This window comes from Candidatus Poribacteria bacterium, assembly GCA_028820845.1.
Classification (GTDB): domain Bacteria; phylum Poribacteria; class WGA-4E; order WGA-4E; family WGA-3G; genus WGA-3G.
The window spans coordinates 39,691-65,902 of the sequence record JAPPII010000003.1 but is presented as its reverse complement, the minus strand read 5'-3'; the positions used below and the strand labels follow the sequence as shown (position 1 = coordinate 65,902).

Annotated in this window: 23 protein-coding genes; 13 read left to right on the top strand and 10 right to left on the bottom strand. The window is 47.5% G+C overall.

The genetic code is table 11. From position 1 onward, the window contains the following. Positions 1-28: 28 nt before the first annotated feature. Complete coding sequence (sufC, locus tag OXN25_00480) at positions 29-820, bottom strand: Fe-S cluster assembly ATPase SufC (protein ID MDE0423322.1); 792 nt, start codon at positions 818-820, stop codon at positions 29-31. 125 nt (positions 821-945) lie between these two features. Then, positions 946-1,929 carry a GTP 3',8-cyclase MoaA gene (gene moaA, locus OXN25_00475; protein MDE0423321.1) on the bottom strand — a complete coding sequence of 328 codons (984 nt, stop codon included), beginning with the start codon at positions 1,927-1,929 and terminating at the stop codon, positions 946-948. A 274-nt stretch (positions 1,930-2,203) separates the two neighbouring features. Between moaA and OXN25_00470 the strand changes: the two genes are divergently transcribed. Beyond that, positions 2,204-2,572 (top strand): hypothetical protein, encoded by a 369-nt coding sequence (locus OXN25_00470; GenBank protein ID MDE0423320.1) that lies wholly within the window; start codon positions 2,204-2,206, stop codon positions 2,570-2,572. Between the two features lie 36 nt (positions 2,573-2,608). Beyond that, positions 2,609-3,286 carry a carbohydrate binding domain-containing protein gene (locus OXN25_00465; protein MDE0423319.1) on the top strand — a complete coding sequence of 226 codons (678 nt, stop codon included), beginning with the start codon at positions 2,609-2,611 and terminating at the stop codon, positions 3,284-3,286. 192 nt (positions 3,287-3,478) lie between these two features. Here OXN25_00465 and OXN25_00460 read toward each other — a convergent pair whose 3' ends face one another. The 6 genes from OXN25_00460 to OXN25_00435 all read right to left on the bottom strand — a co-directional run bounded on the left by OXN25_00460 (position 3,479) and on the right by OXN25_00435 (position 12,496). Then, positions 3,479-4,117 carry an alpha-ketoglutarate-dependent dioxygenase AlkB gene (locus OXN25_00460; protein MDE0423318.1) on the bottom strand — a complete coding sequence of 213 codons (639 nt, stop codon included), beginning with the start codon at positions 4,115-4,117 and terminating at the stop codon, positions 3,479-3,481. Positions 4,118-4,300: 183 nt separating this feature from the next. Continuing rightward, positions 4,301-4,567 (bottom strand): type II toxin-antitoxin system HicB family antitoxin, encoded by a 267-nt coding sequence (locus OXN25_00455; protein ID MDE0423317.1) that lies wholly within the window; start codon positions 4,565-4,567, stop codon positions 4,301-4,303. A 255-nt stretch (positions 4,568-4,822) separates the two neighbouring features. Then, a complete protein-coding gene (locus tag OXN25_00450; protein ID MDE0423316.1) occupies positions 4,823-5,761 on the bottom strand; it encodes a hypothetical protein in 939 nt (312 codons plus the stop codon). A gap of 181 nt (positions 5,762-5,942) precedes the next feature. Beyond that, on the bottom strand, positions 5,943-6,959 hold the full coding sequence (locus OXN25_00445) for a D-cysteine desulfhydrase family protein (protein ID MDE0423315.1): 1,017 nt from the start codon (positions 6,957-6,959) through the stop codon (positions 5,943-5,945). Positions 6,960-6,962: 3 nt separating this feature from the next. Further along, the gene (locus tag OXN25_00440; protein MDE0423314.1) at positions 6,963-8,702 is read right to left on the bottom strand and encodes a hypothetical protein; all 1,740 of its coding nucleotides are present in this window, start codon (positions 8,700-8,702) and stop codon (positions 6,963-6,965) included. A gap of 242 nt (positions 8,703-8,944) precedes the next feature. Beyond that, the gene (locus tag OXN25_00435) at positions 8,945-12,496 is read right to left on the bottom strand and encodes a T9SS type A sorting domain-containing protein (protein MDE0423313.1); all 3,552 of its coding nucleotides are present in this window, start codon (positions 12,494-12,496) and stop codon (positions 8,945-8,947) included. 654 nt (positions 12,497-13,150) lie between these two features. Here OXN25_00435 and OXN25_00430 point away from each other — a divergent pair. From OXN25_00430 to OXN25_00410, 5 genes are read left to right on the top strand one after another with little or no spacing between them, the layout of a single operon-like run. Further along, complete coding sequence (locus tag OXN25_00430; protein MDE0423312.1) at positions 13,151-14,176, top strand: Gfo/Idh/MocA family oxidoreductase; 1,026 nt, start codon at positions 13,151-13,153, stop codon at positions 14,174-14,176. A gap of 12 nt (positions 14,177-14,188) precedes the next feature. Continuing rightward, positions 14,189-14,659 carry a glycine/sarcosine/betaine reductase selenoprotein B family protein gene (locus OXN25_00425; protein MDE0423311.1) on the top strand — a complete coding sequence of 157 codons (471 nt, stop codon included), beginning with the start codon at positions 14,189-14,191 and terminating at the stop codon, positions 14,657-14,659. A gap of 3 nt (positions 14,660-14,662) precedes the next feature. Beyond that, the gene (locus OXN25_00420; GenBank protein ID MDE0423310.1) at positions 14,663-14,935 is read left to right on the top strand and encodes a hypothetical protein; all 273 of its coding nucleotides are present in this window, start codon (positions 14,663-14,665) and stop codon (positions 14,933-14,935) included. A gap of 48 nt (positions 14,936-14,983) precedes the next feature. After that, positions 14,984-16,045 (top strand): Gfo/Idh/MocA family oxidoreductase, encoded by a 1,062-nt coding sequence (locus OXN25_00415; GenBank protein MDE0423309.1) that lies wholly within the window; start codon positions 14,984-14,986, stop codon positions 16,043-16,045. Between the two features lie 27 nt (positions 16,046-16,072). After that, entirely contained in the window at positions 16,073-17,239 is a 1,167-nt protein-coding gene (locus tag OXN25_00410; protein ID MDE0423308.1) for a hypothetical protein, read from the top strand. A 98-nt stretch (positions 17,240-17,337) separates the two neighbouring features. Here the strand turns inward: OXN25_00410 and OXN25_00405 are convergent, their stop codons facing one another. Together OXN25_00405 and OXN25_00400 are read right to left on the bottom strand one after the other, a co-directional pair. After that, positions 17,338-20,055, bottom strand: coding sequence for a UxaA family hydrolase (locus OXN25_00405; GenBank protein MDE0423307.1), 2,718 nt, complete (start codon positions 20,053-20,055; stop codon positions 17,338-17,340). A gap of 45 nt (positions 20,056-20,100) precedes the next feature. After that, a complete protein-coding gene (locus OXN25_00400) occupies positions 20,101-20,670 on the bottom strand; it encodes a CmcI family methyltransferase (protein ID MDE0423306.1) in 570 nt (189 codons plus the stop codon). A 409-nt stretch (positions 20,671-21,079) separates the two neighbouring features. Here OXN25_00400 and OXN25_00395 point away from each other — a divergent pair, with 409 nt between their 5' ends. From OXN25_00395 to OXN25_00370, 6 genes are all read left to right on the top strand, one after another. Beyond that, complete coding sequence (locus OXN25_00395; GenBank protein ID MDE0423305.1) at positions 21,080-21,397, top strand: hypothetical protein; 318 nt, start codon at positions 21,080-21,082, stop codon at positions 21,395-21,397. A 74-nt stretch (positions 21,398-21,471) separates the two neighbouring features. Beyond that, positions 21,472-22,119 (top strand): hypothetical protein, encoded by a 648-nt coding sequence (locus tag OXN25_00390; GenBank protein ID MDE0423304.1) that lies wholly within the window; start codon positions 21,472-21,474, stop codon positions 22,117-22,119. Positions 22,120-22,124: 5 nt separating this feature from the next. Then, the gene (locus tag OXN25_00385; protein ID MDE0423303.1) at positions 22,125-22,607 is read left to right on the top strand and encodes a hypothetical protein; all 483 of its coding nucleotides are present in this window, start codon (positions 22,125-22,127) and stop codon (positions 22,605-22,607) included. A 12-nt stretch (positions 22,608-22,619) separates the two neighbouring features. Further along, a complete protein-coding gene (locus OXN25_00380) occupies positions 22,620-23,405 on the top strand; it encodes a hypothetical protein (GenBank protein MDE0423302.1) in 786 nt (261 codons plus the stop codon). Then, positions 23,402-25,003, top strand: coding sequence for a hypothetical protein (locus OXN25_00375; GenBank protein ID MDE0423301.1), 1,602 nt, complete (start codon positions 23,402-23,404; stop codon positions 25,001-25,003). Before OXN25_00380 ends, OXN25_00375 begins: the two co-directional genes overlap by 4 nt. A 141-nt stretch (positions 25,004-25,144) precedes the next feature. After that, positions 25,145-25,801: a sigma-70 family RNA polymerase sigma factor gene (locus tag OXN25_00370; GenBank protein ID MDE0423300.1), complete on the top strand. Its 657-nt coding sequence runs from the start codon at positions 25,145-25,147 to the stop codon at positions 25,799-25,801. The last annotated feature ends 411 nt before the right edge of the window (positions 25,802-26,212 follow it).

Here is a 26,212-nt window from a genome sequence, read left to right as displayed (position 1 = left end):
AGGATATGCTGTGGATCGCCGCTCAGATTTATTCAGCTTCTTCTGCGATACCGTGTTTTGCTCGAATCGGATCGTAGCCTTCTGCCTCTAACATCTGTGTGAGTTCCCAGCCTCCAGATTCAACAATTCTACCGTCAAGCAGTATATGCACAAACTCTGGTCGGATGTAGTCCAACAACCGCGGATAGTGCGTAATGATGAGGACTCCGAGATCTGGTCCAACGAGGCTGCTGACGCTTTCGCCGACGATTCGGACGGCATCAATGTCGAGTCCGGAGTCCGTTTCATCGAGGACAGCGATTTGCGGTTCAAGCATTGCGAGTTGCAGAATCTCGGCACGTTTCTTTTCGCCCCCCGAGAAACCGTCGTTGAGGTAGCGTCTGGCGAAGGAATCATCAACACCAAGTTGCCGCATTTTCTCGCGGAGTTCGCGCCGAAATTCGCGCATCGGGATAAGCCCTTCGTTGTCGGAACCGTTTTCTGATTTTCCACGGACCGCGCTCACAGCGAGTCTTAAAAAATTCGCCAAACTCACGCCTGGAATCGCCGTTGGATACTGGAAAGCGAGGAAAAGTCCGAGTTTGGCGCGTTCGTCCGGTTCGAGTTCCAAGACATTAACACCATTGAAAATCACTTCACCTGCGTCAATATCATAAAGTGGATGCCCCATTAAGCCGTTGCCGAGGGTGCTTTTACCGGATCCGTTTGGACCCATAAGCGCATGAATTTCGCCCTGTTTTACAGTTAAACTTAACCCTTTAATGATCGGTTTTCCTTGCACACTGATGTGTAGGTCTTTGATGATCAACTCTTTGTTCATTCGTTGATTTGGACTCCTTAAGGTGATGTTAATAGGTGTCGTTCGGCTTACACCTTTTTTTATATATTTGTATCCTAACTACATTTCGTTTTTTAGCACGTGCGTGTATGGCTATTAAGCAGTGCCTAACCACCGATTCTCGACATGTTTCGTTCGGGTTTAATAAAGTCTGCGGCGTTAATTTTATGCCCTGCCTCTTTTTGTGCGACGGCATCCAGAATGAGTTGACGGATGACCGTATCTGATGCCCCTTCTCGGAGTGGTGTAAGCAGATCGGTTTCTGTTAGCGAGAAAAGACACGTCCGGAATTTTCCGTCAGCAGTAAGACGTACTCGGTTACAATTTTCGCAGAACGGCTCACTCACAGAGGGAATAATCCCGACCTCGTTACCGCTATCTGAGAATCGATAGCGTTGTGCCGTATCACTTTTTGCCTCACCGTTCAAAGCCACTGGTTTCAGTGGATAGACGGCGTTAATTTTGTCGATAATCTCTTTTCCGGGGATGTACATATTGCGTCCCCAGACGTCATCGGCATCGAGTGGCATAAATTCGATGAATCGGAGTTGATACTCATTTTGACGCGCGAAAGTGGCTAAATCGACAATTTCATCGTCTGTAAAGCCCCGCATTGCGACGGCATTGACTTTGATTGGGTTGAAACCGCATTCATGTGCGGTTTTAAGCCCTTCAAGCACGCGTGAAAGCACCTTTCGACGCGTCATCTGCTCGAATTTCTCCTCGTTGAGTGTGTCTAAACTCACATTAATACGACGCAGCCCGGCATCGTAAAGGGCTTGTGCTTGCTTAATCAGCCCTATGCCGTTTGTTGTTAGACTGATGTCTTTTAGATCTTCTAACTGCGTCAACCGCTCTATGAGTGCCGGCACGCCGGGACGGACAAGCGGTTCACCGCCGGTAATACGGACTTTGCTAACACCTAATCCGACGAAAATGCGCGCCAGATGCAGAATCTCGTCAAAGGTCATCAGTGCCGCGTCTGGCATGAAGGTCATATCTTCTGGCATACAATAGATACACCGGAAGTTACAAACATCAGTAACCGAGATTCTGAGATTCGTATGGATCCGCCCAAAGCGGTCGAGCATTTGTTGCTTCATGTCAATTCGGACAACGAGAATTTAATTTTATTAGTGTTAATAGTATATCACATCAGGATTATTTTTGTCAAGTTTTTTATAGTAAAAACTATAAAAAAGATTTTTGGTTGACGATCAGGAATTGTTCAGGAGGTCGCGGTTGTCAGTTGAGGGCGCAGATTTGGGTTGACATATTTGTCACAGCCGTATATAATGTACCCATATCTCTGGTTTTTAACAGTAATTTTTGGTTCGCAAGCTGCGCCAAAAGGGGGAAAAATCGATGAATGAAAAAGTGTTTGAAGTGGGTGGTGTTGAACTCCATGTAGATCAACGTAGTCTCGGGGCGGATGGCGGTCCCTCCGTGCGTGTTTACGGCGAAGCAGACGGCGAAAATGTTCAGCTGCTCCGTTTCGACTGCTTCCGCAAGGACCCACATTACCACTATGATCCCTCTGGAAAGAACGATCAACGGCATCTCGATAAAGCAAGTGTGCCGGATTCAGTCGCATGGACGATTGAACAGTTAGGCGAAAACCTCGTGAAGATGATTCGTACAGCAGGTTATGACGGCGTTGCTGATCGGGTTGATCAGGCGGCGGTTGCACAAGTATTGCCTGAAGTGGAATCGTTTATGCGGAGTGATGCCTAATTTTATACGATATTTTAAACAAAGGAGAAATTCAACGTGACGAAATCTATTGCTGTAAGTGTGTTCCTGCTCGCGCTGCTCATAAGTTTTAGTGCGTCCGCAGAAACACTACAAGAATTAGGAAAATGGAAGAAAGGTGAACTCCTGATTGAGAACTACAGTTTTGAAGATGACCTCGCCGCCTGGGATTTAGAGGACGGTGCGTGTTGCAATCGTGGCGGTCTCTATACGATGGAAATTGATAAGAAAAATCCACAACATGGACAGAAGTCGCTGAAGATCATCGGACACAAAGCCACTGGCACGGCTTGGCACGCAAAAGTTAAGCAAAGAAGTGTCTCAATGGAAAAAGGCGAGACGTATTCTGTCGTTTTCTGGGCGCGCGCCGAAAAACCGCGTGTGGTGCGGGTCAATTTTCAGACACAGCACGATCCGTGGACCAACCACTTGAACGGTCAGCCGAATCCTGACATAATGTTGAGCGGACCCGAGTGGGAAGAATATGACTATACCTTCAAGGCGACAGCGGATGTCGTTAGGGATATGTGGGTAAGTTTGTCAATCGCCCAATCCGATACGGATTTCTGGATTGACAATTTCCGTTACTTTGAAGGTGAACCGGAAGATGACCTGAATCGTGACACACCGTTCCCCGTCGATGCTAAGGAAAAGTTGGCGACGCGGTGGGGTGAGATTAAGTCGGATCGGTTCTAACGATATTTGCTGAATTTCATAAAGCGCGGTTTTTTAACCGCGCTTTTTTATTTTTCTGTTTCTTCGTTTTTTATAGTGAATTCCATAATTAATTGGACACTTCTATTGTAGCGCAAACTGTTAGTTTGCGTGTAAACCCTAAACACAAACTAACAGTTTGTGGTACAGGTGTTCACATATTTTCGGGCTTTACTATAAAATTACTTTTCTAAAGGTCAATGATACCCGCCGTCCTCGCGACCATCTTTCGCCCTGCCATTCATCCGATTTTCTGGCAGGAATCCCGTGTAACCAGTCATGTCTCGCTTTACCACTTAATATAACAAGGCTTCGCTGCGCAAGCCAGACAGGGTTTTTTTTTGTTTGGTCGGATTTATCTGTGAAATTCATAACGCAATCTGACCCTAAACTCAGAGAAACAATCGTATCTTTAAAACACGGTTCACAATCAATATGGCTTGCAATTCCTTGTCCTGTCAAGTATTCATTGATAATCACCTGATCCGCGATTTCCGGCGTATGTCCATCTTCATACAATTTTTCACTAAGCCTTTTCAACCACTTTGGCAACTCACCAATGTGCATATCGTGATTGACTTTCCGCGCTCTGTAGTCATATTTGAAACCGTAATGCTGAACACGCCGCTTTAGGTCATCAAGCCACGGATGCTCGTCAATTTGATCCAACAACCAATTATGTTGTTTGTCAGTAATGTAGTCTTCAATATATCGAAGCCCAGGAATTGCCTTAACCGCGTCTTCGTTTTTTGGAGCCGGTTGTGGTTCAGGAGGTTGCGGTTCTGGGCCGGAAAAGAGAGTTAATTGTCCCACGGAGTACAACCTTGGTATGGATTATTGGAGTAATCAGGTTGATGCCCTGTTCTCAAAAAGTTTCTGATTTTTCTCAAAGTTTCGGACACAGACACAACTTACAGAAAAATAAACATAGGCACCCACACAATTCGGACGGTCAAAATTGCGTAAGTCTTGTCCTTCTACTTAGGAACGATAGCATCATATTTCATTTTGAGTATGAGCAGAACTTACCAGGGATGAGGTTTGCTGAAAATAAAGACGATCAGTAGAACTGGGATGCGGAATTTCATCACCAAACGCTTTCGCCGTTTCTATCCAGCAGAAAACAGCGTCTTTTCCATTCTCTATCGTTTCTTCAATTGTCTCGCCATCGGACATACACCCTGGTAAGTCCGGAAATTCAATGAGATAACCGCCTCCCTCTTCCGCAGGCAATATGCTGATAAGAAATGGGTAATTGGGCAGGTTCGGGAACTTTGTTAAAGTGTCGCTGTCATCTCCAAAAGGTAGTACACTGATAAGAAACGGATACTTCAGCTCACCACATGGATTATTTTTCATTCTTGCCAGCAATTTATTCTGTGCCATACGAATAGTATAATAGGTAATGTTCTTCTTGTCAAGGCACTTTATCTGGGAGCACCAGGAGCATTCAGTTTTAAGAATTTATGTAGTTTGGAACCTTTTTTCGTTAGTTCCAGCACGGTTAGGAAACCGTGCCTACCGAAGTTGGGCGGAAAAAAAGTCGGTAGATTCGTAGCAAAGTATCTCATAATAAACCTTGGCATCATCGTGCAATAAACCATTTATGAGCCTACAATAAGAAAAAGTTTCAATATCTGATTGGGCTACCTGCCTTCTAAACGCCGAAAGATTCGTTTTAAGCTTTTCCCACTTGCTATACAATCTCAAACGGCGATCCCCAGCTAACGATCGATGATCAGGGTTTTGGTATATTAAACATATTTTATGCTGATTATATCGCTTCATAATCTGAATGAGGACATCCGATAGGTTATCAATGTCTAATGTTGGACTTGAGAAGAAATAGCAAAAATTAAATATAATCTCTGTCCTATCACCTCCCTCAATGCACTTATCCACTAAACCGGTCAAGGAGTCGCAGTCGCGAATCAACTCAAATTTGTCAAAGAACGGGTTTTCATACTTGTTGGGACCATATCTGTTAATTACCGCCGCTTTATCAAGCATGGTTTGCGAACTATCAATTCCTAAATAGGTAATGTCGCTCTGTCCTGCAAAGGCTCGAAAAGCAATCCCTGAAGTTAAGGGGCCACAACCGAAATCTATGAATACAACTTTATCCTTCTCGCTTATCGGTGTGAGGCGATGTGTAAAAATGTGATAAGAACTAAAAAGGTGTCTTGGCATGTGATGTACGCAATAGATAGCCACCTTGTCCTTTGGAAAATAATATTCATTCGATGGTTTATCATAGGACGTTTCATCGAAATTGCTTTGTCCTTGTCTGAGAATGCGCGCAATATCTTCCCAGTAGTATATTCTGTTATTTTTAACATCTTCGGCTAATACGGGTAGATTGCGTTTAAACGGTTGGACTACCAACTCTTCAAATAAGTTCTTTAGATTTTCACCGGGCGTGTAGTGGTTGTCGTTAGAGCGGTATATATAGGGCAAAACTTTGAAGGTCCTTCTCTGGGAGTAGGTATTATAGAGCTCACGTTAAGGTAATCACAGAGAAGAAAAAAGTCAAAGGAAAAATCAATTCAGAGGGGAGTCGGGGAAGGAGACTATTGCATCAGATTAGCAAGATGGTACCACTGAATCCAGCTGCGGTTTTAATCCGGAGTAATTGAAGTTAGAGGTCGGCAACTAATTCCTCTTGATAAGCAAAGAGTGCGGGAGTGCCCCCGGTGTGTAGGAAAATGACAGTATCGTCACGTCCAAGTTTGCCTTGTTGAATGTGGTCGATGAGGCACGCCATGGCTTTAGCAGTGTAGACGGGATCGAGAAAAATCCCCTCTGTTTTGACAACAAGCTTAAGGGCATCAATACATTCGGGTGTGAGATACCCGTAAGCCTGTCCAACATAGTCGTCCGTATTCTGAATGTCTGCATCTGCGACCTGTGTATTGTCAAGTCCGAGGATGGCTGCTGCATCGTTTGCAGCGGTGCGTAAACGCTCGTGTTTATTCTCCCAGCGAATTGGTGCGATACCGAAAGGCTTCATTTTCAGGGCAAGCGTTTTGGTGCCGAGGACGAGTCCTGCTTGTGTGCCACCTACGGAGGAGGTGTAAATCCAATTTGCATCGATACCTAACTGTTCTTGCTGTTGTGCAATTTCAGCGATGCACCATGCGAAAGCAACGGCGGCAAGTGCGGTTGAACGCGGACCCGCGACAACATAGGGTTTCAGCCCTTCAGATTCCAATTTTTTCGCCAATTCCTGCTTCACCGCATCTAATTCGGGTCCGAAGGGGACATCAACGATCTCAATATCAACGCTGGCTAATTTATCTAACAATAAATTACCTTGCGGGATACTCTTGTGGTCGCGGGCGAGACGCAGATAGCACTTAAGTCCAAGTTTGCCACAAGCAGCGGCGGCTTGTCTGCAGTGATTTGATTGCGATGCCGCACCGTGTACGATTGTATCGGCGCCTTGCGCGACAGCGTCGCCGAGTGTAAACGTGAGCTGCCGCACCTTGTTCCCCCCAAATGCCAAACCTGAGCAATCTTCGCGTTTCATGAAGATACGCGGACCTCCGAGTGCATCGGAGAGTCTCGGACATTCTTCAAGGGGTGTTGGGAAATGACCAAGTTTTACTTGTGGTATCTGTGCGACTCGCTCAATCAACTGCGCTGGGGTTGGCATGATTTACTCCGCTTCAATGACGACAGCCATCTGGTTGACGCGTTTACCGTCTCTTGATTGTAAGCCCGGTGTGACGACCTCGACAATTGTGCCGGATTCACATTCACTGGGGCGAGCGTCTTTCACTTTGTGATGGCTCGGTGACACTTTCGTTTTTCCAATTTCAATTGGCATGACTTCAGAATCGACGAGCTCGAGGAACCAATTGAGACGTTTGGGGAGTGCATTTCCGAGTGTGTTTTTCGCGATCTCGGCGAATAGGAAATCTCGGATGAACTCCGTAAGGAATTTTCTGAAGGAGAGAATCTCAATTTTAGTCGCGTGATTTTTCTCCTGTTCAATTAACTTACTGGTGAAACGCCGGAGATAGGCATCACATTCACTCCGAATTTTCTCAAGGTCTCTTTCGTTTTCAGCAAGGAGGTTTGGGAACAACGTTGGGGACGGTGTACTGAGGCCTCGCGTCTGCTTGAGTGTCTGGCGCAGGAGTGCATCTACTTCAGCAAGCGTTTCGACGATCCCTTCGGTTTCAGGGGTCGCACGGCCCGTCTCTTTCTGCCATGCAATCACTTCGTTTACCATGAGGTTGAGGAGGAAAATTGCGGTTTCCTCTTCACAGAGCGTTTCTGGTTTCCATGACGTCAGATTGAGCCCGTACCCCTCATTGTAATCTCTCTCCAACTTAGAGAGTTGATCTTGGAATTCGTTCTGGATAGTTTCGCCTTTTTCTTGGTAGTAGGCTTTACCCCGTATTCCACCTTTCAATGTACGCACGATTTGACCAAAGAGACCGTTTTCCTTTTCTTTAGGGGTTCTCTTGGCGTAAATGCCTGCGCTTTCCTGTGTCGCATTTACTTGTGCCCGCCGTTGTTTTGCGCGCGCACTTGGCGGAAGGGTGGGGACCGAAATTTTGAATTCCAAAGCGGAAGCGACACTCAGCACATCAGGCTTGACTTTCCGAATTGTCGACGGCTGCACGACACGTGCTGAAGGCAGCAGCCGCTTAACAGTTGCTCGTAGACTTTTTGGTCGTGCGCGAAGAGGCTGTTTCGGATGCTGTATTTCCGATAGGTGGGGTATCGTTTCTACCTGTTTGACTGCGACAACTTCTGGCTCTTCTCGTACCTCTGGTGTCACGTCCTTCGGTGACTCTGGTGGCTGCTGTATTCCGGGTAAATCGAGTGTTGTTTCTGCCTGATCAACTTCTATGGCTTCTGGTACGTCAGAAACATCTATGTTCTCGTTACTGGGTGTATCTATAGGCTGCTGTATTTCGGGTAAGTCAAGAATTGTTTCTGTCTGCTGAGCTGCGACGGTTTCAGGTTCTTCGGCAGCACCTGTGTCTACCTCGTTAAACGTACCTACAGATTGCATATCAGTTGCAGTCTTGATATCTTCTTTGATATCTTCTGGTAAATCTTCGACCGAGGGTTCACTACTGGGTGTTTCGAGTTCTGCCAATATCTTTTCAACACGAGCGGAAATAGGTTCGGCATCGTCAACAAAAAATGTCAAACGGTATGCTTCAAGCACCTCTGATGGAAGACGAAGCGAGACGGGTTTGTTCGTTAACTCGAGCTGCTTCCAATTGGCGAGTCCGCTCGTCGGGTGTTTCTGATACATCACGCGTACTTGGCTTTCGTCCATAATCAAGTTCCGCAGACTCATACGGATGCAGTCTATATCGGTGCTAAACGATATCTCAATGTCTCGAAAACAACCTGTTACGCTATTTCTAGCCATATTAGTTTTCTCCTTGCGAATCTCTTTGCGAGCAAAAACAACATAAATTTTGCTGAATAGTGTTGGACTAATCAATTCAACGTTTTTTGCTTATTTGCGTTACAGAATTTTTTTCCCCTTTTTTTATCAGGGCACCTTTGCTTTTCAACAATGAGTCCCTGAAGTGTTAAAAAAAATGCTAACAGCTGAAAGGGTTGCGTAGCAACCTCGCCATAAGCCATACACGCTTATTGATCGCTGATTCATCGCTGGATTAGCATTTTTCGGGTTGCCTGAAAAGTGCCAGCTTCGAGTGAATAGAAATATACGCCGCTGGCAACGGATTCACCGGCAGTATTTCTACCGTCCCAATAGGCGGTATGTGAACCCGCTTTTTGATGCCCGAGGGTCTGAGAATAGATACGCCTCCCTTGTGTGTCGTAAATATGAAGGACCACTTTTGCATCTGAGGCGAGTTGATATGGAATCCAAGTTTCCGGGTTAAATGGGTTCGGAAAGTTTTGGTTTAAACGATTGATTGATGTCAGTTTAAGTGGAGTGGGTTTCCAATCGGAAGGCGTAAGTTCCTCCACAGCAAGTGAATAGCCTTCTGGATGTACACGGAAAGTCCGGAGTTGGTATAGATCAGTGACGTAGAGCACACCGTCTACTAACTTCAATTCAGACGGAAATTGGAGTTCGCGGTTTCTGTAAAGAAGGGCTGAAGTCGTCGTCAGTGTGCGTGTATCAATAACTTGAACGCTTTCACTATCAAGTAGATAGAGGAGGTCGCCGCTGACTTGGGCATCAATTAGGACGGTATCATCTTTGTATATACCGTCTAACGCCGGTTTATTTGGTTCGGTTATGTCAAGTGCAGCGACTCCGATGCCGCTATCTAATAAGTAAGCACGTTTCCCTGTAAGCGTGATACCTGTTGCATTGCCTTGTGTAGGGTAACTTCCGACAGGACGAGGCATTCCTGGGTTTGTGGTGTCGAAGATATGCAATCCGCCTTCAAGGGCAGCAACGTAGGCGTGTGTGGGTGAATCTACATCAAGGGCAACGCGGTAGGCACTTCCAGGCATGTCGCGTCGAGCTACAATTCTGCTCTGCTGCGGCACTCGACTGTCAATGACAATGAGAGATCCGGCGCAAAGATAGACGTAGCCTTCGTACAAGGCGATGTCCGAAACGGCTACATCTGTCGGCACATGCGCTACGATTGTATTTGCTGTGAGATCGACAACAAACATGCCAGTTTCAACAGCGGCAAAGCCGTACCCATCTCGGACGCGGATTTTCGTGCAGCGTGCCGCTTCAAGTGAATCGCCAGAGATCTCAGGGTTCGTAGAAAATGATAGTCTTTCTGTCACTGCCCCTTGATATGGCGTTGTGAATTCGAGTGTCTTCAGGCCACCTACACCGTTGGCGACGTAGATCGTTCGGGTGTCTTCACCGGTTTTGACGACATCGAGTCCATGCGCTCTACCGCCAAAGGCATATCGGTGTAACCACTTCGGCGATTTCGGTTGGCTTATATCGATAGTTTGGATGCCACCTTTTCCGTCGGCGATGTAGGCGAGTGTGTCCCGAAGTGCCACATTTTTTGCATTGCCAAAAGTCGGTTGTGAGGAGATGCGTCGCGGTTGTTGCGGGTTACGGGCATTGATAATATGTAAACCTGTTTGTTGGTCGGTGAGATAGACAGTATTGTTCCAGAATTGAATACCCGTTGCGAGTCCTGGTGTCTGTAAATGAAAACTTGTTTCGGGACGCTGCATGTCCGTAACATCAACCCCTATGAGGTTCCCAGAAGCCACGTAAGCATAGGTTCCATTTCTTGTATTAGCAATCTCATAAGCGGCGGCGAAAATTGGGACAGTGCTGCGCACAACGAAGTTACCGAATGGACTTGGATCGAGAATGAAAAGTCCGTGTCTATTGTCGCTAAAATAGACGGTATCGTCATGGATTGTGACATTAAGAGGCGTACCTGCGGTGCGAAAGAAACGTCGCGGTGGTGGCGTTCGAGCATTATGAACATCTCGAAGATTGAAAACGAGCAGTCCGCGGTCTTTATCAAGGGCATATAGATTTCCATCGGCGACGCGGACTTGACTTGCATCCGTGAAACCGCTGACTGTCTTCACAATACTCGGATCGGTTGGTATAGCGATGTCGATAACGTGTACACCTGCGGTACCATCGGCAATGTAAGCCGTTTCACCATCAACGGTGACGGCTCTCGCCTGCCCAGGTGTAGCGATTTCACCGACGTGCGTAGGTTTTGTCGGCTCAATGAGCGAGAAGATTTCAAGTCCCCAGCGACTTGCTGCATAAAGATAGTCTTCATCTATTCCGCCTATTTTGACATCGGTATAGTCACTTGCGAGATGAATCTCTGTCTTAGGTTCAAGATACGTTTTCGGGGTCAGGTTTGTGGGTCGGAAGCTCGGTTGTGCACGGTTTTTGAAGGCGAAAGTTATGGAATTGGGTATAACATCTGATATATGTTGGCGTAGTGGACCCATTGTCCTGTCAGCATCGTTGAGGTCGGATGGAGCTGCAGCGACGTAACGGAACGTCCCTGGCGTATCTGCTGTTACCATCAACACGAGTTCGCCACGACGCTGAAGCCCTTCCTGTCGGAGGTATCCTTTATTTTCGGTATCGAATGGGATGGGTGTAATCTCTGTTTGTTGATCGGGTGTTAGATAGAGGGTTGTCGCATAGAGGTTACCCGTGTCGGCACCGGTCACCGACAGATCCAAGGTTTCTGGCAGATTCTGGAAAACAGTGTAACTGACGCTCCATTGATCGATTGGAATATTGTTCGTCCTATTTGGATAATTAGAAACGCGTGGCACTGCGGCATTCACTCTTCGATTGCTAAGATTGGCATAGCCGAGTTGTCTATTTCGCGCTTGCGTGTTCGTCCAATTCGCGAGACCCCAATTCAAGAAGACTTCGGGAAAGCGAACATTTTTTCCATTGTTTGCTAAGGCAGCGTTAATTGCCTGTTCACCGAGTGCGTCTGATGCTGCGAGGGTGTGGATGAGTCCTTTTCCACCATACTGTTCGTAGAGATAGAGCATGAGCAGGAAAGCCGCACCATAATAAACCTCCCTTGTGTTCGCGTAAGCGAGCGAAACGCTCGGGTTGGACAGGTAGCCGTCAACAAAGATAGTGTGTACCGTTCCGTAAACTGCCCACTCTACGAAGGATGCAGTGCCTTCTTCTAACCACCGTTGATCCGATGTTCCACCGTTTTGAAACCAATTGATGAGATGTGCGAATTCGTGTGCGAGACTGCTGTAGAAGGTGTGTCTCGAACGTTCTTTGAACTGGAAGATATCCATATAGAGCATTTCGCGACGATTGCTATTCGGTGCTGTAGGTATCTGATCGATGGACGCGAAATAACCGCCATAGTCTTCTCCAGAATTATTCATGCCAACATCGTGCATCAGGAGCGTTATTCGGTTATCTCTGTCAATTCCAGGTTTCCATTCGCTTCCCATCCATTCCCGAACGCTTGGATAGATACGTGTGTCAAATTCTCTTGTAATTGCGACTGCTTCAGCATCTGTGAGCATGTCGCGCACTGAATTATCAATATAGACGTAGAGGTGTTCGCTCTTAGCGATACAGGTGGCTGTTACTTCTGCTTCTGGGATGTGAATAAAAAAGCGTTCTGTCTGTCCAATCTGAACCGGAGCGGCAGGGGCAGCGGCACTTGCTTCGGGCGGATGTTGTGGGGGGTGTTCTTGGTGCAGCAGTGGTGTCCCACATAGCCATGTATCTGCTGACACAAAACTGCTGATAGTGAAAAAAATAAGAAGAATTGATATGAAGAGCCGCATTAGATACGTGATAGTTCCTCGGTTGATAGTTTGAAAAAGTGTTCGTCCAACAAATCTCAACTATTTATTTTACCACAATTGTGTCGTAACTTCAACTGATATGTAGAGGCAGCGCAGGGCCATTTAGTTTTAAGAGTTAAGTTTACTTACATAAAGCCTTCCCGTTTCCGGATGCCCGAATTTATTCGGGATAGCACACTTTTCCCGAACAAGTTCGGGCTTCCAGACCCAAATTGTTGGAAAACTGAATGGCCCTGAGAGGCAGCGCAGAGGCGTTCAATTCTTCTGTAGGACAGAACTCTTAATCCCACTTCAACCCCGTAGCGGTGGCATCTCTATAGAAGGACATGCATCAAAAAATATAAACCCCGTAGGGCGGCATCCGTATCGACGATTTGTGAGGTACGCTGTAAATGCCCCTAATTGGTTAGGACTTACGCAAAAGTGTAGAATTCGGTTTATCAGAGTGCAATCGGTGCGGTTAGAAACCGCACCTACCAGTGGGGTGCGTAAGTCCTGTTGGTATAAGAAAAACCTTTACGGACGACAATTCCGCTGCTATACTTTAAGTATATTAAAGACCCCAGAGAAGGAGCATCTCTAATGTATCGTGTCGGTATCATCGGGTTGGGTAGTATTGCCTCCCGTTATTCAACACCAGACGATCCTTATCCGTATTGCCATACAGGTGGTATCCGTTTTTGTGAAACGACTGAATTGGTTGCAGTTGCAGACATGTCCTCGGAACGCCAAGCAGAATTCCAACAGGTTTGGGGACCCGCTTTCCCAGATAATTCTATAAGCTATTACGAGACGGACACGCAGATGCTTGAGAGTGAGGATTTGGACATCGTTGCTGTCTGTGTCCGCGGACCCCACCATTTCAAGGTGATGCAGAATGTTCTGAAGGCAGACATCAAAGCCATCTTCCTCGAAAAACCCGCCGGGTGTTCGCTTGAAGAAGTCGATGCCATGACCGCAGGTGCTGACGCGAAAGGCATTCCTATCGTTGTGGACTATACACGGCACTGGGGACCACACCTTATCCGTCTCCAATCGCTTATCAAAGACGGGTTAATCGGTGAGGTACAGACTGTTATCGGGTATTGCGGTGGCGGTGTGCTTTCTTTCGCTATCCACACGACGGACATGATTTGTCAGTTTGCCGGTTATGATCCGATTTCGGTAACTGGGTTCGTTGAAGGGAGTGGAGATGTACCGGAGCCTTATGAACCTGAACCCGCGATTGTGGGTTCAACAATCCGATATGAGAGCGGTGTTATCGGTTTCCATGTCGGGAATCACGGGGCGCGAGGCGGATTCTCTGTGGATGTCCTTGGCAGTGAAGGTAGCGTTCAGACGGGGTTCTACAGCAGCACGACTGTCCACAAAGACGGGAAGTTGGTTGATAACGCTACCCTTGATCTGCCTGAAAACGCCAGTCCATTTAAAGTTGCGTACAAACAGATTACGGATTACTTAAATGGAGGAGTATTGCCTGATTGTGCACGCGATGATTATACCGCTGTTAATGAAATTGGATTCGCTACAATTGAGAGCGGCATCACCGGACAAACAATAGAACTCCCGTGTCAGAATCGAAAACGGCTTATCTTTGCAAACGGCTAATATGAGATGTGTATGGCACCCTTACGTAAACTTGATTCCCTTTCTCGATTCTTTATGAAGCTTTACCGCGGCAAGCACTATGGAACGTCTCCTCACACGCCGCTGCATTTACCGTTGAACGAATGTAAAGTCGCTCTCATTACGACTGCCGGTTTTTTTCTGCATGGGCAGGACCCTTTTGAGAGCGGAGATTGTTCATACCGCGAGATTCCCAATTCAATTCAGACACAAGCACTCATCAATGGACATAAAAGTGCGGCTTACGATGAAAGGGGTCTCGAAACGGATCCGAACCTTGCGTTTCCGCTTGATAGGTTCAGGGAATTAGAGACCGAAGGTAAAATCGGATCGCTAAACCATAGACACTTCAGTTTTATGGGATCTATTGTAAACCCGAAACCCCTCATTACGCAAACCGCGCCTGAAGTTGGAGAGTTGCTTAAAGTTGATGGTGTAGATGTGGCGTTCTTAACGCCTGTCTGACCGATGTGCAATCAGTCTGTAGGACTGATCCAACGTGCTGTTGAAGCGGCGAGAATTTCTACGGTCTCGATCACGCTGATTGAAGATATTACGCGGCGGGTAAAACCGCCGCGCGCATTAGCAGTTCCATACCCTTTCGGACATCCGCTCGGCGAGCCGAACAACCCAGAATTGCAGCACGCAATCATCGCTGAAGCACTCGCGCTCTTAGAGGATACGGCGGAACCTCCTATTTTTAAGGTGGTGGATACATTTGATGTAGGGAACGGGCAATGAATTGCCCTACTACAAACGTAATTTCATAAGCTTTAAAGGGGAAAACAGATGGATAAACTCAGAGTTGGCATCATCGGATGCGGCGGTATTTTTCGCAACCTCCACGCCCCGTATTACCAAGAACCGACACGCCGCGCAGACATTGTCGCGATCGCCGATATCAATGAAGCATCTGCGAATGAACAGGCAGACCTATTCGGGGCAGATGCTTATACGGATTACCGCGCCCTCCTTGACAGACAAGATATAGACGCAGTGGATGTCTGTGCCCATCCGCGCCCTCACCTTGAGATTACCCGCGCTGCGACCGCTGCTGGCAAACACATCTTGATGGAGAAGCCGATGTGTTGCAACGTCGCCGAGGGTGACGAGATGGTCACCGCTGCTGAAAATGCAGGTGTCCTCCTGATGGTCGCCTATATGATGCGGTTCGATCCGGGGTACATGAAGCTGAAGTCGCTATTGGACGATGGCACGCTTGGCACGCTGCAGATGGCGTATTCTAATCAGGTCGGTTATTTTTCACCTGAACGACATCCGTGGCTTTTTGTGAAAGCAGAATCTGGTGGGATGTTGGTGGAGCAGGCGATTCACAATCTCGATATCTGGTTGTGGCTCTACGGTCCCGCCTCGACTGTCTACGGGTTCACAAGCCACGTTCCACTCGGTGGCACCTATCCACCACCTGACCAAGCCGTCGAGAACAACGCTGTCCTGACAGTGCATTTCAAGAACGGCGGGGTCGGGATGATGATTAAGAGTTGGGCAGCTGAGATTGGGAACAGTGGCAATGGTCTCGTGGCAAGCAACGGGTCTGCGACGCTGATTCGGCATGGACTCCGCTGGAAAACGCACGATATGGCGGAAGCAGAAGAATTCACTGCGCCGGTCCCAGACGACGACACCTATCGCAACATGCCAGAGGAACGGCGGCAGCAGCGGTATTGGGGTGTTGCGGCAAAAGGGACAAGCATCGACCATTGGCTCCAGTGTATCGCCGGTGAAGCGGAACCGACAACGCATGGACGTATCGGTAGAGACGGTATCGAGTTGGCAGAGGCGACGTATCGTTCTTCCCAAATCGGCGCACCGATTTCGTTGCCGCTGTAGGTTTACCATAAAAAGGAAAAAATGAGAATGCGTTTTATGCTTCACAAAGTCATTTCTCTTATTTGCTTTGTGGCTTTTACTTCTGTCTGCTTTGGGCAGGAAGGACAGCCCCAAGCGCAGCAGAACGTTTCCGTAGAAAAACAGAAGGAAGGCAGAACGCTCTTGGTCGCTTCTGCAACGTTGTATGGGTTTTCGTTGTATGGACCGGGGACGGCTCGGTTACTTGAAATTGAATCTGGGTCACAGATAGCGGGATTGGAGATGTTGATTGGCGGTGGATCTTTTGCAGGCGCGCTTATAGCGACAAGAAATCATCAACTCGGTGCCGGACGCTCCAGTTTAATTCTATCGGGCAGCCTTGCAGGCACGCTATATGGTTTCGGACTGCCTGTGTTATTTGAATCAGAGAATGACCAGACTTACCTCGCTGCTGCGATGCTCGCCACGCCAATAGGCGGACTCCTTGCCCATAGATTGAGCTCTCACAGGTGGTTTAATGAGGGTGAATCGCATACAATTAGTAGGGGCGGATTTGTTGGCGGACTGTACGGGATCGCAATTCCATATCTTATCAATATTGAGGATATCGAAGGTTGGACACAAGGCAAAATCTATGTTACATCCGCGATGATCGGTGTCCCTGCTGGTGTGTGGACGACAGCAAAACTGATTTACGATAAACCGATTAACGAAGGAAGGGCAAGTTTGCTCGCTCTTGGAGGTGGTGTCGGCAGTGCCTATGCGGTCGGAATTATGTCTTTAACGGATGTGGAGGCATCGAGACCTTACATATTGGCTGGGATGATCGGTTTACCGGTAGGCGCATATCTTGGCTATAAATTGACTACTGGGAATGTGTATACAACCGGTCGGGCAGCTTTGATACAAGTCGGCGCGTATGCCGGTGCTCTCTTTGGCAGTGGCTTTCCGCTGATAGCGGACGCGGAAAGCCATAAACCGTATGTTGTGGCGAGCATTCTTGGATCAGCGGCGGGAATGTGGTTGGCACACCGTTTGACACAGGGATGGGGCGAGACGGCTCCGTTTGCGAAAAACAATCTCGGACCGAAATCAGACAGGTTCACCGTTTCCTTGCCTTCAATTGATAAATGGCTGACGCTCGGTTTGATGACACTCCGCAAACCAACTTTTATGGCTGATTTCCCTGTGGAATTGGTGCGAATTTCATTCTAATCAAAGGAACGCGGTATTTATAGTAGATTTTGGAAGTTACTGGTACAGGGCGAGCAGACGAGGTTGGAAAACCTCGCCTACTGCGGAAACGGGGACTATCACATAGAAATCCCAAGTAGCCCTCGCGTCAACTGAAAATCCGTATTTCCCTTACCGTGCAGTTTCGGTGTATACTGCCGCGAAGCCACCTCCACAATCAACGCCAATAACTCGTCAACATCAGCAGTCGTCAGATCCAGGTCCGCACCGTAGGCGGTTTGCGTTGCAGCATCTGTAGAGACCTGAATCAGCGGCACCATCACGTGCGATTGCAAAGGAGCACCAACGATGTGCGCAAGTGCCAAATCCACACCCGTCGCCCCCAACCCTGTCAACGTCTCTGTCGGCTGATCTGTCGGGGTCTCCATGATATGGAGACCGGCTTTCTCGACTCGCTGTCCGTATGCTAATGTCGGCGTAACAGTTCCCGATGAATCCGCCAGAAGAATTACTGACTGCTGACAGCCGACTGCTGACAGCCATCCCGCATTCCCCGGCACGACAACCGTTCCACCCGCAGCGACCACCCTGTGCGTCAATGGCGTCAGAGACTCCGAGACTTCTTCTGTCGCTTCACCGGTTGATGTTACAGCGATGCAGAGGTGTTCTAATCCCGCATCGACAATGGGAACAGATGGCTTATTCGCGAGTTCCTCTGAAAACCAGTCTTGTACCTTGTCAATAACGGCATCAATGCCACCGTCCAATTGGACGCTTGCCCATCCGTAGCGTTCTGGTGATATACCGAGTTGCTGAATTTCGTGCCGGACGTGGTCGTTGTGTGTCTTTTCGCAACCGTGCTCAAGGAGTAGACCGAGAGCAACCGTCGGATGTGTGAGGTGTCCAATCATCGTACGGGTGTAAATTTCTTCAGAACGTCCACTGGAGACACCACACCCTTCTGTGTGTGGAAGCGCAACAAAACGGGATACCCCTTGTTCCTTACCAATCTTCTGTTCATTGCAACGGTGTGCAATCATCTGTGCGATCTGTCCTGAACAGAGGCTTGTCGGTAGGATAAGTCCGAGTTGATCCGTACGGTATCCAGTTTCCGTTTGGAGTGCACGGAATTGCAGCGCCGGTGTGTTCGTGTCCACCGAGGCGGTTTCAATTGCGATTGGTTCACCGGACTTCAATTCGGATTCTATCAATAAGGGGTCTAAATCTACGGGACCTGTCTGCTTCCAATCCCGCCACAGAGAGACTTGAGAATGTCCCGCCTTCTCACCGACCGACTGTTCACCCGACGCAACATCCACCGTCAAGTCGAGCATTGCTTCACCGAGTGTCTCCATCGGTGTGCCGTCGAGATACGCCCCAGCATTCACGTCCATATCTTTGGTAAGCATTTCATAGCGTCCGGTTGTCGTGACAATTTTAAGCGTCGGGACGAAGGGAAAATTGGTAATTGAACCGTTGCCAGTCACGAAGAAAATCATGTTAGAGCCAGACGCTACCTGTCCGGCGATACTCTCTAAATCGTTGCCGGGACTGTCCATGAAGTAGTAGCCCGGATTTTCCATCAGTCGGCTATAGTCAATGACGTAATCGAGACAGACATCCGGATGTCGTTTCATCGCTGCGCCGATGGATTTAATAGCGATGTTATAGAGTCCACGGAAGTTATTACCCCCAGACGGATTGCCTTCTGCGGAGTGTCCGTGCCATGAGACCCGCTCCTTGAAACGTTCAATTGTATCAAGGAACGTGCGTGCAGTGTTCAGGTCTCGGACGTTTTGAAGCACATACGCCTCCGAACCGATGAGTTCGTCTGTTTCTGCGAGGTTAGCACAACCACCGTAGCGGATAACCTCTTTGGCGACGTAAGCGGCAAGCGGATTGCCGGAGATGCCAGAGAAGGCATCAGAACCGCCGCACTGTAAGGCGATTTTAAGGTTTTCCAGAGATTGCTCAGTGCGTGGGACGCTGTTTACGCCGTTCAACCATCCCTTAATAATCTCCGCGCCGTTGGCTAAATCTTCATCAAAACTTCCTTGTAACCGATAGAAACGGTGGGTGACATCATCTAAAGCGTAGCCTTCGTGCTGCATATATGACTGAAGCATTTCATTTGTAACCGCCTCAGTGCCGTAGTCAACGAGCAGCATCGCACCGATATTCGGATGGACGGTGAAACCGGCAAGCGTCCGGAGCAATATGTCAATGTTATTCGGTGTTTTGCCTTCACCGCCTTCCGTATGTGTTACAGCAACGACCCCATCTACATTAGGAAGTGTATCGGGGTTACAAACCCCTCCTACTGCACACATATCGGCGAGTCTTCTCGCGAAACCGGAGGTGCGTGAGGTCGTTCCCATGACGACGATATAGTTTCGTGTGCCGACACCACGGTTACCGGGACGACGATAACCGAGAAAATTTCGTTCATCTGCATGACGCGGCACCTGTTTCCCCGGACGAAATTCGGCTTCATTTAACGCGTATGGTGCCATTTTATCACTGAAATTAGGTACCTCTGGCAGAGCGAAAGGGAGGTTTCTAATGGACAGGGAGTCAATCATTTTCTGATTACACACGTAATCGCCGGGGTCAATGACACGTGTGGCGTAACCGAATGGCAGTCCCCACGATAGGAGAGGCGCGGCTTCTGAAATCGGTTGGATAGCGAATCGGTGGCCCTCTAAAATAGTATGCGATAGTTCAAACTGCTGTCTGTTATGACGGATGCGTGTGCCGCGTTCGAGTGTTTGTGTGGCGATACCGACGTTATCATCTGGGGCAGGCAATCGCGCGACAGTAGTAAAATCATAGTCCATTCGGTGTCCTCCGATTTTTTAGTAGGGTCGGTTAACCGACAACTATTAACGGCGATAGATACTCACTTCAATTGCGTCCTGTTTCACCCACGGCAGGTCGATGTCAAACCAATGTGTTTCAGATTCATAGTGCTCGCGGACATGCGCAAGATAGTCCGCCATTGTATCTGCGCCGATACCGACGTTATCTGCTACGACGGTTGCTGGGTTTGTTAACTGCGCTTCGATTGCCTGAAAACAGGGAAAATAGTTGTCGAAGTTGTTGTCAAGGAGCAAAAAATCGACAGGGTCTTGGATACTTTTGAGTACTTCTTGTGCGTCGCCGATGCGTGAGTCTACGAGGTCTGCGAGTCCAGCGCGTTCAAAATTTGTGCGTGCTTGTGCGGCGCGGTTCGCATCTATTTCTACTGTTATTAAGCGTCCGGCACCGATAGTCTTCAGCACGCGTAGCATCCATAATCCAGAGTAACCGATAGCCGTTCCGCATTCAACAATAAGAGACGGCTTGGCTTTTTCGACGCAAGCGGCGAGAAATTTCGCCTTTTCGGGTCCTAACATCGGGATCCGTTCTTCTCTACACTGTGCTTCAACTTCTCCTAAAACCTGATCAAACATTTGGTCTACTCCTTCCATAGTTCACACGCTCTGCCTTATATTATCCATTGCCACGATGTCCAATAATTGTCCCACAAAATCACTAAAATGTCAATTTTTTTCAAGACTATTCAGTTTTAAGGTTTTTGTTGAAACCGATTTGATCTATGGCACATTGGAAAAAAGAGCCAAAATGTTCTATTCGCTGACGGAAAAACCTGCTGAAAACGCGAATAGGGCTTTTTTTTGAAAAAAAACGAAAGTAACCCTAAACTTTTTTGAACTCATGTATATATAATAGATAGAACATTCGGAGAAAACGGTTATGAGAAGAACGAGTCTCCGATCTTGGTGGTTTTTTCGTTGGGCAGATGGAACTGAACCTCAGGAGAATTGCCAAGCATGTCCTCTAAAAAATAAAGGAGAAAAAATGAAAACGTCTTTGTGTCAGATAACCGCTGTTGTCTGTATTCTCATCGTAGGGTGTCTCGGAGTGTTTTCAATTGTGAAAAACTCTGAGGCGCACCCAAGCCATAAGGCATACACGCATACAGAATATACGTGTTATGTAATCGAGGATGACGGCTTCGGAGAGATATGTACGAGTTACACAGACACCGGATACCGACCAGTATACCCATCAAATCACTACACCGATGGCGGGACGCACATTCCTCACGATTATGAGGACAATACCCATGAGTACGACACTGAAAACTATTCCCGTTCAAGTTGTAGTGAGTGTTAAGGACATTTAATTTTTCCGTTGATGCAGGAGTGCTTTTGCTTCCTGCATCATGTTATATTCATAGGAGGCGTAAGATGAAAAAACTGTTGATTGGTAGCATTCTTTCCGTCGCCTTTGCTTGCGGCATTTTTGTCTACACGGAGTGGGATAACCAAAGATTTGTGAACACTTTGCCCGAACCGCCAGTTGTAGAACAAGTCGTTGAGGTCCATACCCATCCGCATTCCCATGAGGATCCTCTACTCTCCGCGCCAAGCACCGGCGAGGTTGAATCTGATTCTGGTGCCGAAGCAAACAGTGTTGGCGCGTCCACAGAACAGATGTCGGAAGTGGAGACCTCGCAAGTTGATGAAGGGGAACAAACCAAAGCGGCTTCACAAACTGCCGCAACGTGGCAAACTGATGACACACATCAGCATCAATCTACTCGAAGTCCGTTTGGAAAGAAAATCACACGGATTGAGGATATGGATCCAGATGAACTTGCAGATATGACGCGTGTCAGTTTACTTCGGCAGTTTGGTGACATTCCAGAAGTTTACACCTTCGTTGCGTTAAAACGGAAAAAACTTAAGAACCAACCGCTTACCTTGGATGAACACATTGACTTCACAGCGGCCCAGTATCATTTGTGGCCAGACCCCAGAACTAAGAAAACGCTTGAGATTTTCTTGGAGAAAAGAGCCACTGAGTATCCAAGCAGTATACAAACCGTGAGGTGACCCTCATGAAAACTTTCAACATTTTCCTCGGAAGTTTCCTTCTTATCATCATGTTTTTCGGTTGCAGTGTGAAGCCCGTTGAGGAACCGCTTCAAGAAACACGCCTTGTTGATGATGATAAACAAGCACCTCCGAAAGAAGATTTTATACCGGGCTTCCACCCCTTCATGGATGACCCAGACAGTCCGAGTCCGCACAATCCGTTGATAAAGAAGTTTGGGGATATTCCAGAAGTCCGCACCTATATTCGGCTTCAGCAAAAATTTAGAAGGGGTCCTGGACTTACCGTTGATGAGGCAATAGCACTCTATACCGCAGAAGTTTTCCTATATGACACCTCTGAAGCAAAGCGATCCTTGAAACAGTTCAAAAAGGACAAAGAGCGGGCCCAAAGACTGGGCATCCCAACAGGGGGCATTGTAATGCGGTTCAACATCAAAACCGATCCGAGTGATAAAAAAGCTGCTGCGACCGAAGCAGCAGATTGAGAGAAACCGACCATGTTCAATACATCGAGGTTGTTCAAATCAATACTTCTGTTAGCAATTCTGCTTGTTGCCTTCTGGATTCGTATCCACGGGCGAGATACTGTCCCTGAAGGACATTTCACGGGTGTTGATGCTTATATCTACTATTTTCAGGCACAACAGATAGCGGAGCAAGGCAGATTACCTGTCCGCGATATGCACCGGTGGCTGCCTATCGGTAGAGATAATAGGCAACTTTTCAGCCTCTATAGTTATGCCCTTGCATACAGTCATAAAACCGTTGTAAGGGCATTTCCGAACATCACACTTTATGACGTTGCCTTCTATATGCCTGTCTTTTGCTTTTGTGTCGGTCTCGGTGGGCTCTGTCTTTTTCTTGCACATACCTTTGGGATCATCTCTGCGAGTTTCGTCGGTGTGCTTTTGGCAACGCTTCCGGGTGCTATCAACAGAAGCACTGCTGGCTTTGGTGACCGAGACGCATGGTGCTGGATGCTCGGGCTCCTCGCCGTCATTACGTATCTCATCGCTCTACAAGCCGAAACACCGCGAAAACGTCTGGTTTGGACACTTGCAAGTGGCTTTATTGTCTTTCTAGGTGGTATGAGTTGGGAGGGCTTCGGCGTGTTTTTAAGTGTCATTCTCGTTGTTGAGGTTTGGCGATTTCTGACCTCCGAGGCCGAAAACAACTTAGGTCTCTATCTGTTGTGGCTGATTTGCTTTGTTCCAACGCTCTATCTGGTATCTCCGGCTTATCGGAATGGGTATGGTTTTGCGGAACATCTTTTGCCTTTATGATCGTGCCCCCTATTGTGCTTCTGGGTATCCGAACACTCCGACATCTTCTCCTCACCTTAGTGGAAAAATTCCAACCTCATGCCCGCACACTCGCCCTCGTTTTGACGTTGACAAGTGTTGCGGGGGCAATTGGTTATGTTTTGATGCAACTTGGGACCTTTGCCGAAACGACCGTGCCTTTGAGTCAAAACGCCGTTATGCAAAGCGTTGGTGAACTGAAAAATACAAATTCACAATATTGGCAGGTCCGCTACGGTTATATCTTTGTATTAAGTTGTATTGGGCTCATGATAGCAGCAATGCACCAATGGAAAAACTACAGTGCCCTGTTGCTCTTACCTCTGACGGTTTTTATCTTAACCACCTTTTTTAGAGAATACACAGATCACTTATGGGGGACACAGCAGAACAATATCTTCTTTTTCGGGGCGATCGCTTTCACTGTAGTGACGCTAATGCTTATGGGTTGGCGGCGTGATCTCCATCCGAAAAACGAACTGGTTTATGTTGCCGCTATTGCATGGTTCCTCATTTGGATATCCCTCAGTCGTGATGCAGAACGATATTCCAACTTTAGCAGTCCCATCATCGCTTTCTTTGCTGTTGAACTCATACAATTCGGTAGCGTGAAACTTAGTGAAGCATTCAAACGATATCTCCCCTGGCGTGTCGTGAAAATAGCAATCGCGATGATACTCCTCACAACCTGTTTGTGGCTTCCATACCCATTAGGATATGCACAGAATATCCTACCTGCGACACACGCCCGCAGCAGCAAACCCACAGACAGGACCGTTGCTGAAACTTTCCAATGGATGAAAGCAGAACTCCCAAACACTGCAGTGGTTGCAGCTGACTGGATACATGGCAGCCAGTTAAATGTCCTTGGCGGGGTCAAAACGATTACGGGCACCGACACATTCATACAGCGGTGGATACATCTCTATTATCGATACCTTTTCTGTGGGGATTCAGAGAGAAAAGCACTTGAGTTCCTAAAAAGCCACGAAGCGACTCATTTTATGCTCACTGAAAAGGATGTCGTCAAGTCTGCCATCATCTACTCATCTATTGGTGTTCGCTCGGAACGCGACAAAACCTTTGAAATCATTGAACTCCGAAAATCAATAGAAGAAAAAGAAGGTGTTTTTCTATTGCCCGTAAAAAGCATTTCTCTTTTCAATAACATCCGGATAAATATCGATCCAGAAAACAAAAACTCCATCAAAGCATTTGCTATAGGAAAAAGCGGAAGCGTCCGAGAGTTACCTTTTGTTGTTTTCAGACATAAAGAACGCAATATCTCTGAGAATCAAATGGGCTCAAAAACGGGAGGCATCATCCTCTATTTTAACGAACTTCAGCAATACGACAAAGGCTATTATATCCCCTCGGTTGCCTGGGACAACTTCGCTATCCGTTTGTTTCTACGCGGCATACCGAGCAAAGCATTTCAGCCTGTTTTTGCGGCTGAAGACACCCACGCAACGGGTGTTAAGGTATGGAAAATTCACTATCCGCCTGATATTAGACCGCATCGGAAATACCTCCTCACAGGTATCCCCGAAATAGATGCACACCTGCAGGCGAAAAAATAAAAGTAAGACAGATAAGAAACTCTGATAAAAACGTGTTGTTTCTTTTCACTTATGCTATAATAATCCATAAGTTTCATTATAGTGGGTATCTCTAAACCCATACCCCATAACTAAAAGGAGTTATATTATTATGAAACTCAAATGTCAACTTCCCAACGCGAAATGCCCCCGTATCAACACGAAGGGCCCTTCGTTGCCGATAATGCCACGCTATCCCGTTTACGTCCAGATATGAAACGGTGTGCGGGGTGTATTGCCTTTCATTCGCCTCAGTGCCCTGACTTCCGTGATGACTTGGAGCAGTTCGCTGCGATGGTGCTGATTGAAAAGGGACCCACCTATGATCCGTCTCACAAAAGTCGTGCGAGTTTCGGGACGTTCATCCGTCCGCGTATCTGCTTGCGTCTGATGAATGCGAAAAGACGGGAAGTGAAGCATCGGTCTCGACTGGGGCTGGTCTCGGCTCCTGGAGATGCTTTTGCTGAGGCGAAGGACAGCACCCCTCAAGGTGTATCTGTGATAGCGACATATCCTGACTCGGGCGCGACACATTTTACGGAAGCGGTTGCAGATGCAGCCTTACGTGAAGATTTCTTTGCGGCGATGCCGGAACTTCTGACACCTCTAACCCCGCGTGAGCGTGAAGTTTTTCAATACCTCCGCACGGATGCCTCTTCGAGTGCGATTGCCGCGTCGATGGAATTGAGCAAAGGTCGCGTGAGTCAGTTGAAAAAACAGGTGATTGAGAAACTCACCGAAGCATGTCGAAAACGTGGATGGAGGCCCGAATCTATTTAACGGACGGAACATTAGAAAAAAGAAACACAACGCCAGGGGCATTTAGTTTTCCAACAAGGGACATTCCGAAAACAAAAATTCTTCACAAGGATAAACTTATCTCTTAAAACTAAATAGCCCTGACACAACGCCCTATTCGTTGACAGAAAAACCTTCTGAAAACGCGAATAGGGTTTTTTTTCAAAATAGGACTTACGCATTTTCTCTTATAGTAGATTTCAGAATTAATTGCACACGCTGAACCAGCGAGGTTAGGAAACCTTGAAGAAACACCCCAGCAAAAACCCTACCAGGGGGTGGAGGTGTGTATTTATTTTCAGATTCTACTATAAAGTCCCTGAAAACGCAGTATGCCAATTGCTAATTGCGAACCGCTAATAAAAAAGTTGCAACCAAATCTACAGTTTGGTG

Coding starts and splice junctions, on each gene's coding strand:
- sufC (MDE0423322.1), bottom strand. CDS start 820: ATGAACAAAGAGTTGATCATCAAAGACCTACACATCAGTGTGCAAGGA.
- moaA (MDE0423321.1), bottom strand. CDS start 1,929: ATGCTCGACCGCTTTGGGCGGATCCATACGAATCTCAGAATCTCGGTT.
- OXN25_00470 (MDE0423320.1), top strand. CDS start 2,204: ATGAATGAAAAAGTGTTTGAAGTGGGTGGTGTTGAACTCCATGTAGAT.
- OXN25_00445 (MDE0423315.1), bottom strand. CDS start 6,959: ATGCCAACCCCAGCGCAGTTGATTGAGCGAGTCGCACAGATACCACAA.
- OXN25_00440 (MDE0423314.1), bottom strand. CDS start 8,702: ATGGCTAGAAATAGCGTAACAGGTTGTTTTCGAGACATTGAGATATCG.
- OXN25_00430 (MDE0423312.1), top strand. CDS start 13,151: ATGTATCGTGTCGGTATCATCGGGTTGGGTAGTATTGCCTCCCGTTAT.
- OXN25_00425 (MDE0423311.1), top strand. CDS start 14,189: ATGGCACCCTTACGTAAACTTGATTCCCTTTCTCGATTCTTTATGAAG.
- OXN25_00420 (MDE0423310.1), top strand. CDS start 14,663: ATGTGCAATCAGTCTGTAGGACTGATCCAACGTGCTGTTGAAGCGGCG.
- OXN25_00415 (MDE0423309.1), top strand. CDS start 14,984: ATGGATAAACTCAGAGTTGGCATCATCGGATGCGGCGGTATTTTTCGC.
- OXN25_00410 (MDE0423308.1), top strand. CDS start 16,073: ATGCGTTTTATGCTTCACAAAGTCATTTCTCTTATTTGCTTTGTGGCT.
- OXN25_00405 (MDE0423307.1), bottom strand. CDS start 20,055: ATGGACTATGATTTTACTACTGTCGCGCGATTGCCTGCCCCAGATGAT.
- OXN25_00400 (MDE0423306.1), bottom strand. CDS start 20,670: ATGTTTGATCAGGTTTTAGGAGAAGTTGAAGCACAGTGTAGAGAAGAA.
- OXN25_00395 (MDE0423305.1), top strand. CDS start 21,080: ATGAAAACGTCTTTGTGTCAGATAACCGCTGTTGTCTGTATTCTCATC.
- OXN25_00390 (MDE0423304.1), top strand. CDS start 21,472: ATGAAAAAACTGTTGATTGGTAGCATTCTTTCCGTCGCCTTTGCTTGC.
- OXN25_00385 (MDE0423303.1), top strand. CDS start 22,125: ATGAAAACTTTCAACATTTTCCTCGGAAGTTTCCTTCTTATCATCATG.
- OXN25_00380 (MDE0423302.1), top strand. CDS start 22,620: ATGTTCAATACATCGAGGTTGTTCAAATCAATACTTCTGTTAGCAATT.
- OXN25_00375 (MDE0423301.1), top strand. CDS start 23,402: ATGATCGTGCCCCCTATTGTGCTTCTGGGTATCCGAACACTCCGACAT.
- OXN25_00370 (MDE0423300.1), top strand. CDS start 25,145: ATGTCAACTTCCCAACGCGAAATGCCCCCGTATCAACACGAAGGGCCC.